A 9,662-nucleotide genomic window follows, 5' to 3' on the forward strand; every position below is an offset into this window, starting at 1 on the left:
TACTTGACAGGGAGCAGTTCAATGAATCGCACTTAGTTTTTTAATGTAACCGTCTCTTTTAGCGGCAAATCTAATTTAATTAAATCTTCATAGGATTCTCTTTTTACAACAAGAGTTGCTTTTTGATTTTCCACAAAAACCACTGGCGGTCTTGGAATTCTGTTATAGTTATTTGCCATGGAATAACCGTAGGCTCCTGTACAAAATACCGCTAAAATATCTTCATCATTTGTTTTTGGCAGCGGCAAATCCCAAATAAGCATATCGCCGGATTCACAGCATTTTCCTGCAATGGAAACCACTTCATCCGCTTTTTGCAATGGTTTATTCGCTAGAACTGCCTCGTATTTTGCTTGATATAGGGATGGACGAATATTATCGCTCATTCCTCCATCAATTGCCAAATAATTGCGGACATTTGGCACATTTTTGCGGGAACCGATTTTATACAGAGTAGTGCCAGCATCTCCAACTAAAGATCTGCCTGGTTCAATCCAAATTTCCGGCATTTCCATATTATATTGTGCTGCTTTATTTTGAACTTCTTTAATAATAACTTCTACATATTCAGAAGGCTGAATCGGCTGATCTTCACTTGTATAGCGGATTCCAAACCCTCCGCCAAGGTTTAGCACTTTTGTTGTAAATTGATGGCGCTTCTTCCATTCATCCAAGCGCTCGATGATTTTTTGGGCAGCAAGAACAAACCCTGTTGTATCGAATATTTGGGAACCAATATGACAATGAAGCCCTAAAACCTCAAGATAAGAAGAATCCATTCCTTTAAGAAGAGCCTCTTCTGCTTGGCCATTTTGCAAATCAAACCCAAATTTAGAATCTTCTTGTCCTGTTAAAATATAGTCATGGGTATGTGCCTCAATACCAGGTGTTACCCTTAATAAAATCTTCATTTTGACCTGTTTTTTTTCGCAAAGCTCTTGCAATAATCCCAACTCATAAAAATTATCGACGACGATGCAGCCAATATTATATTCAATGGCCATTTCTAGTTCTTCTTTTGATTTATTATTGCCATGAAAATGAATACGCTCCATTGGAAAATTTGCAGCTATTGCTGTATACAATTCTCCTCCTGAAACAACATCTAATGATAGTCCTTCTTCATTCGCAAGCTGAACCATCGCAATTGTTGAAAATGCTTTACTTGCATAAGCAACTTGTGCTGTAATTCCCATTCTCTCAAAAGTTTCTTTAAAGCCTCTCGCTCTCTCCCGAATCAATGCGACATCATACACATACACTGGAGTTCCAAATTTTTCCACCAGTTGCAGCGTATCCACTCCGCCAATTTCTAAATGACCATCTTCATTAACAGCCGATGTTCCATAATAATGCATCTTTTCCCCTCAATTCTTTCCCAATATAAAATCGTATAAGAAAAACCCCTAAAATCTTGCCATCCAAAAGAGGGGATTCTTATCATGATTAAGCCATTAAAAAACACAAAAGACTACTCGCTAAATTTGGCGTGCTGTCTTTTGTGTTTTTTCTTAACAGCCCACTTAATTAAACAAATGTATCATAAATTCCGTTAATTCACAATCCTCTTTTTATTCACTTGGCTGTTTATAACGATCTTGAGGATGAAGGTGTGTTGGCCTCACTTTGCTTCCAGGAACGGTACGGCGCAAGAGAATATGTGTAAACGCTTTTGGATAGAAAGGAATAAGTGGCCATAAATAAGGAACATTTAATGTTCTCAGATTAACTAAATATAAAATATAAAGAGTAGATCCAATGATAAAACCTGGTGTATGGAAAATCGCCACTACAATCAGCATCAATAGCCGCACCAATTTATTTGCTATCCCAAGTTCATAACTAGGTGTGGCAAAATTGCCGATTGCTGCAACAGATACGTACAAAATGACTTCTGGTACAAATAATCCAACATCAATCGCAATTTGTCCAATCATAACAGCTGCGACTAACCCCATCGCCGTTGACAATGGTGTTGGTGTATGAATGGCTGCTATTCTTAAAAACTCCAATCCTAAATCTGCAATAAACAGCTGCACAACAATTGGAATATTCGTTCTTTCATTTGGACCTATAAAGGCAAGATTTTCAGGCAAAAGAGAAGGCTCCATCGTCACTAAAAACCATAAAGGCAAAAAAAACAGGGAAGCAAACACACCAAAAAAGCGCATCCATCTTATAAATGTACCGACAACAGGGGCTTGTCTATATTCCTCTGCATGCTGGAGATGATGAAAAAAGGTTGCTGGTGTAATAATTACACTTGGTGATGTATCCACATATATAATGACATGCCCTTCCATTATATGTGTTGCGGCTACATCTGCTCTTTCTGTATATCGTACCAGTGGATATGGATTATAGCTTTGCTGCAAAAGAAATTCCTCAATCGTTTTGTCAGCCATCGTAATGCCGTCTGTTTTAATTGCCTTTAATTCTTTTCTGATGATACCCACTAAATCAGGATCAGCAACATCTTCTAAATAGCCAATAGCAATATCTGTTTTGGAGCGTTCGCCTACTTTCATTATTTCAAAACGCAAACGTTCATCTCTTATTCTTCTTCTTGTAATGGCTGTATTAACAATGATATTCTCAACAAATCCGTCTCTAGCACCTCTTACGACCTTTTCTGTATCCGGCTCTTGAGGCATTCTTCCTGGATAGCTTCTCACATCAATCGCAAGACCTGTATTATAGCCATTAACAACAGCAACAATTAAACCTGACAGAACTTGATCGACCAATTCATCCATTTTGCTGATTGGCTGAACCGATTGATGAACAAATTGGTTTTGGACAACTTCAAAAATATTTTTCCCCTGCAACTCTCTATCTGTATCATTGAGAAACAGTAAGTGTTCAATCAATTGAACGATTAAAGCACTGTCACATAGCCCATTAACATAATAAAAATTAACTTCATGATTCAAAACCTTGATTTTCCTTACTCCTAAATCGAAGCTTTTGCCGAGGCCGACTCGATTTTTCATGTATTGTTCAATTTCTTTTACACTTTTATAAATCGGCACCATGTTTGCTGTCTCGCTGCTCATTAAAACCACTTCTTTCTAAAATAAATTCCACTGCTTTTTTTGTAATGGGCGCACCCTTTTCGTAAGAATCTTTTTTGCCCATTTTCCCAATATCTCCAATGCCTACAACAAGAGGCAGATGCAATTCATCTAAGTTATAGACTGTATCTCCATTCATACGGCCAATTTCCTGTTCTGGTATTCCGTATTTATCCACCCCATATGGAGTTAATTCGCCAAACTGATCAATTGCCACATCAATTCTTGTCCATTCCTCCCTTCTTGTTCTGCTCGCCACAGCTATTACCCCTAATATTTCTACCTCTTTATGTGTTGCTATGTATCGAAGCGCTCTTTCTCCTGCTCCTTCTCCTACAAATCCACTATCATCAAACATAACTAAAACAGGATCATTTTTTGCCTTTTTAATCATCTTGATAATTTCTTGGCCGCTGAGCTTACTTGGATTCCCAAATGACATAGAGATGCATCTTCCTCCAATTTCCTTTGCTACTGTTTCAACTGCCCGTCTTGCATATTCATCTCCATCTGTAATTAATATAACTTTTCTCCTTTTTTCCATTTTTTATACTTCCTTTCTTTTTGTACAATGTTTTTTCCTATGTTTATGGAACAAAGTACATCCAATGAAATAAGGAGCCGCAAATTTTTCCAAATACAATTGCCATCATTAATATAAGTAATCGATCATCAATGCCCACTCTTTTGGCAAGCAGTGGAAACACATTCAATACTTCTGTTAATGCCGCTGCAATCATGCCAACATAAATACCCCCAGCCAATCCAAAAAACAAAAGCAGGATGGCTGGCAGAGAAAAAACTGGTTCCCTTAAAAAAGCGAGGGTTCCACAAACAGCACCGCAAACAACAGACCATTCATATGCATAGATTTTATTGCCTGTTTTGGTTAGCTGGGTTAATCGGGGAATAATGCCAAAAACCGTTAAAAAAGCAACATACCCAGCACCAACTGTTGTTCCCCAAGCTAAGCCAATAAAAATAACAAGAAGAATATTAATGATCATCTAGTTTTTTCATACTTTCTTTATTTTCATTCATAATGATATATTGATCGATAGACTGCTGGTAATTGAATACTTCTACTTCGAGGGGGCTCGGCTCCTCATTTAAGCGTTTTTTAAAGACATGGTTAAAAAAGATAATCATGCCGAGACCTAATCCAATCGAATAGGGAATTTGGAAAATGAGCGGCTTATCTACATCCTTGCCAGTGATCATTTTATATAGACGCTGATGAACATACTGCATGCTGACATCTTCATGAAAATTCATAATCGTTAAAGCAGAACCAGTAAATAACAGCAGCCAAACAATAATAAATAACGGGATAGACATCATTTTCCGCTTAAAAATCACTTCTATAATCGTTTGAGCTGGACCAATCAGCTGAATTTCAATATTTTCATTTATTTTTCTTATTTTTTTTAATACCTGTGTACTATCAATTACAATAATATTTTGGTCTTGTTCAGAAATTTCATAAACACATATTTCTTGTAATATGGCAGTTAAAGAAGTATCGGCGACTATTTGAGCAAGATCTTTTAACAGTACTTTATCATGAAGTTTTTTTTGAATTCGATTTCTCATTCGTAAATACACAATCTCTGCCAAATGTATCACTTCCTAACATATGGATTCCTTTTAAGGTAGTATTTGCTATATAAAAAAATTTATGATGATTTATCGCTTGAAATTTCCCCTTCTAACTCTTTTTCCTATTGCAAAAAAAAGAAGCTGGCTCAAAAGGTCGTTATAATCGACTTTTGAGTCAGCTTCTCCTTCTATATAGCAAGCAATTTTAGTGCTAATCCATCTGTTCTTTCATCTGCTGCAATATTTTTTTCTCTAGCCTAGAAACTTGTACTTGGGAAATGCCGAGCCTTGCTGCTACTTCTGACTGTGTTTGGTCTTTGTAATAGCGCAAATAAACAATAAGACGCTCTCGTTCATCCAATTCTCGGATTGCTTCTTGAAGGGCTATTTTATCAAACCACTTCCCTTCATTGCCATCATCTATTTGGTCTAAAAGCGTGATTGGATCCCCATCATTTTCATATACTGTTTCATGAATGGAAGATGGAGTTCTTGCAGCTTCTTGTGCTAAGACAATATCTTCTGGAGGTAGTTCTAAGAATTCTGCAAGTTCACCAACTGTTGGCGTTCTTCCATATTGTTTTGATAATTCATCTTTCGCTTTGCGTATTTTATTGCTTAGTTCTTTTAAAGATCTGCTGACCTTTACCGTGCCATCATCCCGAATAAATCGTTGAATTTCACCAATAATCATCGGCACAGCATATGTAGAAAATTTGACATCATAACTAAGATCAAATTTATCTACAGATTTAAGCAAACCAATACAGCCAATTTGAAATAAATCATCTGGATCATAACCTCTATTTAGAAACCTTTGCACAACAGACCAGACAAGTCTCATATTCTTCTGAACAATTGTATCTCTTGCTGCTTGATCCCCGTCTTGGCTCTGTTTGATTAATGCCTTTACTTCATGATCCTTTAAATACGTATCTTTTTTATCTTTTTTTACCTCCACATCCATAGACGATTCTCCTTAATTGCTTAGCATTTTGCTCTTTATTAAATGCTTGCGCAGACGGATCTCTGTTCCATTCTCGGGGCTAGATTGCACTTCTATTTCATCCATAAAGTTTTCCATAATGGTAAATCCCATACCGGATCTTTCTAATTCAGGTTTGGTTGTAAATAATGGCTGTCTCGCTTCCTCCACATCCATTATTCCCTTTCCTTCATCACGAATAGTTAAATCGATATAGGCGTCTTCTAATATAACAGAAATATAGACAATACCATTTGGATCATTTTCATAACCATGGATAATACAATTTGTCACCGCTTCAGATACTACTGTTTTTAATTCTGTTAATTCATCCATTGTCGGATCAAGCTGTGTCATAAATGCAGCAACTGTTACACGGGCAAAAGATTCATTTTGGCTCAATGCGCTAAATTGTAGATGCATTTCATTTCTCATGTTATGCTACCCCCAATCGCTGAAGTGCAAATTCCTCATTCGACTCCAACCGCATGATTTTAAATAGCCCCGACATGTCAAAAAGCCTTTGCACACTTGGCGAAATGGCACATATCACCATTTCTCCGCCTAATTGTTTAATTTGTTTATACCTTCCTAAAATAACGCCTAATCCTGAACTATCCATAAAAGATAGATTTTCAAGATTTAATACTATATGGCGAATATCATAATTTTCGATTGCATTTGTGGCTTTTGTACGCAGTTCTTCTGCATAATGATGGTCTAATTCACCAGATAATCGAATACATAAAACATTATTTTTCACTTCTAATTCAATATTAAGACTCACTATCCATAGCCTCCTTAATTTGGTTTAGTGAGTCAATTCTATATATTTATCATTATTTCCTTCTCTAAAGACAAAACTAGTGTCCATTCGCTAAAAAAAATGATTTGAACAACCATTCGACATATTCTTTTACGATTATTTTAATAAAGGGCTTTTTTCTAAAAGTTTGATACTTCTTTGACTAAGATGAAAACCTTTTAGAATTACTGAGCAGACTGAATACAAATAGACTCCTGCGGGATTATCGAGACAGGCTTTGACCCTGCAGGAGTGAAACGACGAAGCGACTCAGGCTTCTACCCGCGGAAAGCGAGAGGTGAATGAAATAGCAACAAGCCATACGAAAACAGCCTAAAAAAATTAATTCGTTTTTGTAAACATGCCAACAGAACGCTTAAATAATTTCCACCAGCCAGCCTCTTGAATTTCTTTCTGAGCTACAAGCGGACTTTCAATTAATGTTTTTCCATCTTTTGTATACTTTATCGTACCAATTTCTTGTCCTTTTTCAATTGGAGCTTTTAAGTCTTTTTTCATCGTTATTTCTTTTTTTACTTTATCCACCTGCTCCCCTTTTTTCGTCAATAACGAAAGAGGCTCACTTGTTACTGCAGTTACTTGCTTTTCAGAGCCTTTGCTTACATGAACTTTTCCAATCGCTTCATCCCTTTTATACAGTGGATGTGTTTCATATTGGCTGAACGCGTAATCTAGCATTTTTGTTACTTGTGCATTCCGTTCTTTAGATGTTGGCGCACCAAAAACGACAGCTATTACACGCATGCCATTTTTTTCAGCAGTTGCCGTTAAACAGTATTTCGCTTCATTTGTAAATCCAGTTTTTAACCCATCTACACCTGGATAGAACTTCACAAGACGATTTGTATTAACAAGCCAGAATTTTTTATCCGTATTTTCACGTAAATAGGCTTCGTAAGTACCAGTGAATTTTGTGATATCCTGATATTTTAAAAGCTCTTTTGCCATCAATGCCATATCATTTGCTGTACTGTAATGCTCGTTCACTGGTAGCCCCGTTACATTTTTAAATGCTGTGTTTTTTAATCCTAATTCTTTTGCTTTATTATTCATCATTTCAACAAAAGCCTCTTCAGATCCTGCCAATCTTTCGGCAACAGCAACGGCGGCATCATTTCCTGAACCAATGGCAATTCCTTTTAACATTTGTTCTGTAGTCATTTCTTCACCAGGTTCTAAAAAGATTTGAGAACCACCCATGGATGCTGCATACTCACTTGTGCGGATTTTTTCATCCATTTTTAATTTTCCTTGATCTAATGCTTCCATTATTAACAGCATCGTCATTACTTTTGTCATACTAGCTGGGGGGAGCTTTTCATTGCTGTTTTTCTCATACAATACAGTACCTGTATCTCTATCAATTAGAATAGCTGACTTTACATTATTGACTAGCTCTCCCGTTTTTTCGGCTGCAAAAGTAGGTTGTGCTAGCATTAAAGCTAAAACTACTGTTGTGATGACCATTGATATGATGCGTTTCATGTATAAAACCCTCCATTCTATATAGATTCCATTTTTTCCAAAAGAGTTCATTTTATACAATGTTATCCATATTATTTTTTATCTCACATTAATGGTTTTTCGCCCCCTGCCTAAGGGATTATAAGAGAAAACAAGAAATTTAGGTGGGTAGAAACTTGCCTGTAAAAGCCTGATTGTTAGTTTCACTTTATAATAAAACTCTCCATCTATATCCATATAATTTGACATTATAAATATAGTCAGCTATGTTAAAAGTTAGTTTTTAATTCGTAAATAGAAACATTTTACAGATAAAGGATAGAGGAGGCAAAAGATGATTATTATCAAAACACCAGAACAAATCCAGAAGATGAAAAAAGCGGGCGAGATTTTAGCGGATTGCCATAAAGAAATAGCAAAATTAATTAAACCCGGGATAACAACAGCAGAAATTGATGCTTTTGCAGAAAATTATATTTTAAAAAGAGGAGCAACTCCTGAACAAAAAGGATATCATGGCTATCCTTTTGCAACATGCGCCTCTGTCAATGATGTAATCTGCCATGGATTTCCTACGAAAACGCCATTAAAAGATGGAGATATTGTTACCGTTGATATGGTTGTTAATTTAGATGGATGGCTGGCAGATTCTGCGTGGAGCTATGCTGTCGGCACAATAAATGAAGAGGCAAAAAAATTGCTCGATATAACAGAAAAGGCATTATATAAAGGCATTGAACAGGCAGTTGTCGGAAACCGTGTCGGCGATATTTCCCATGCCATTCAAACATTTGCCGAACAGGAAGGATTATCTGTTGTTCGTGATTTTGTCGGGCACGCGATTGGAAGCAATATGCATGAAGAACCCCAAATCCCTCACTTTGGTCCACCAAATACAGGAAAACGCTTAAAAGAAGGGATGGTTATTACCATTGAACCGATGCTAAATTTAGGCATGTATCATGCAAAAGTCGATATGGACGGCTGGACAGCAAGAACAGTAGATGGATCTCTTTCTGCACAATACGAACACACTTTAGCCATCACTGCAAATGGCCCAGAAATATTGACTCTTCAAAAAAAATAAGCTTGTCAGGCTAATGAATAACGTTTTCATTAGCCTGTTTTTTTACTTTGCAACTTTTTCGGCACTCTAGAAGCTTCCTAGGTTTATTTTTATTCTATTTTCCGCTTCCTCCATTCTACTCTCAGAATATTCCGTTGATTTCCTCTTTTTTAGCTCTTAAAGAAATGAGCTGTTTTCTAAAAAATTATTATTTTTCGGATAGTTTCCATGAGTTAAAACAGGTGGATTGGAATGAAAGGTGCGAGGCTCCTGTGGGATTAGCAGAACAGATACGCCGAAGAGGCTCACTGCCCGCTCTAACGGAAAGCGAGCATCCTGGAACGGAAATCAACCTGCTTCTTTAAAAGCAGCAAAGTTTACGGAAACAGCCAAAAATTTTGAATTTTTTTTGGTTTCAACTCCTCTTTATAGTAGAGAGGTGAAGGCATGGATGTTAAAAAATACGTAAAAAAAAGCAAAAAACAAAAAGCCTTATTGCATTGAATTATGGAGCAAAAGGTAATTATTATCGATTTGCTCTTTCTTATATGCAAAATCCAAAATAGCTTTTATCAATGGCGTTCATTATAATAAAACACACAAAAAAAGCATAATTATTCCCGTAGATTAAGATAAAGGCTAGGCGCC

At 36.5% G+C, this 9,662-nt stretch carries 10 protein-coding genes; 1 reads left to right on the forward strand and 9 read right to left on the reverse strand.

Going from position 1 to position 9,662, the window contains the following annotated elements; genetic code table 11:
* Positions 1-32: 32 nt before the first annotated feature.
* The 9 genes from lysA to CWS01_RS20250 all read right to left on the reverse strand — a co-directional run bounded on the left by lysA (position 33) and on the right by CWS01_RS20250 (position 7,969).
* On the reverse strand, positions 33-1,358 hold the full coding sequence (gene lysA, locus CWS01_RS20210) for a diaminopimelate decarboxylase (RefSeq protein ID WP_101179003.1): 1,326 nt from the start codon (positions 1,356-1,358) through the stop codon (positions 33-35).
* 213 nt (positions 1,359-1,571) lie between these two features.
* A complete protein-coding gene (locus CWS01_RS20215; RefSeq protein WP_101179004.1) occupies positions 1,572-3,056 on the reverse strand; it encodes a spore germination protein in 1,485 nt (494 codons plus the stop codon).
* On the reverse strand, positions 3,019-3,618 hold the full coding sequence (locus tag CWS01_RS20220) for a stage V sporulation protein AE (RefSeq protein WP_101179005.1): 600 nt from the start codon (positions 3,616-3,618) through the stop codon (positions 3,019-3,021). Before CWS01_RS20220 ends, CWS01_RS20215 begins: the two co-directional genes overlap by 38 nt.
* Positions 3,619-3,661: 43 nt before the next feature.
* Complete coding sequence (locus tag CWS01_RS20225) at positions 3,662-4,081, reverse strand: stage V sporulation protein AB (RefSeq protein WP_101179006.1); 420 nt, start codon at positions 4,079-4,081, stop codon at positions 3,662-3,664.
* Entirely contained in the window at positions 4,071-4,700 is a 630-nt protein-coding gene (locus tag CWS01_RS20230; protein WP_328588938.1) for a stage V sporulation protein AA, read from the reverse strand. Before CWS01_RS20230 ends, CWS01_RS20225 begins: the two co-directional genes overlap by 11 nt.
* Positions 4,701-4,884: 184 nt before the next feature.
* Positions 4,885-5,640 carry an RNA polymerase sporulation sigma factor SigF gene (gene sigF, locus CWS01_RS20235; protein WP_101179008.1) on the reverse strand — a complete coding sequence of 252 codons (756 nt, stop codon included), beginning with the start codon at positions 5,638-5,640 and terminating at the stop codon, positions 4,885-4,887.
* A gap of 12 nt (positions 5,641-5,652) precedes the next feature.
* Entirely contained in the window at positions 5,653-6,093 is a 441-nt protein-coding gene (gene spoIIAB, locus CWS01_RS20240) for an anti-sigma F factor (RefSeq protein WP_101179009.1), read from the reverse strand.
* A gap of 1 nt (position 6,094) precedes the next feature.
* Complete coding sequence (gene spoIIAA, locus CWS01_RS20245; RefSeq protein WP_101179010.1) at positions 6,095-6,445, reverse strand: anti-sigma F factor antagonist; 351 nt, start codon at positions 6,443-6,445, stop codon at positions 6,095-6,097.
* Positions 6,446-6,805: 360 nt separating this feature from the next.
* Positions 6,806-7,969 (reverse strand): D-alanyl-D-alanine carboxypeptidase family protein, encoded by a 1,164-nt coding sequence (locus CWS01_RS20250; RefSeq protein ID WP_101179011.1) that lies wholly within the window; start codon positions 7,967-7,969, stop codon positions 6,806-6,808.
* 313 nt (positions 7,970-8,282) lie between these two features.
* On the opposite strand from CWS01_RS20250, the gene map reads away from it, so the two are divergent.
* Positions 8,283-9,035, forward strand: coding sequence for a type I methionyl aminopeptidase (gene map / locus CWS01_RS20255; protein WP_101179012.1), 753 nt, complete (start codon positions 8,283-8,285; stop codon positions 9,033-9,035).
* The last annotated feature ends 627 nt before the right edge of the window (positions 9,036-9,662 follow it).

It is taken from the genome of Niallia nealsonii, from assembly GCF_002835805.1.
GTDB lineage: Bacteria > Bacillota > Bacilli > Bacillales > Cytobacillaceae > Niallia > Niallia nealsonii.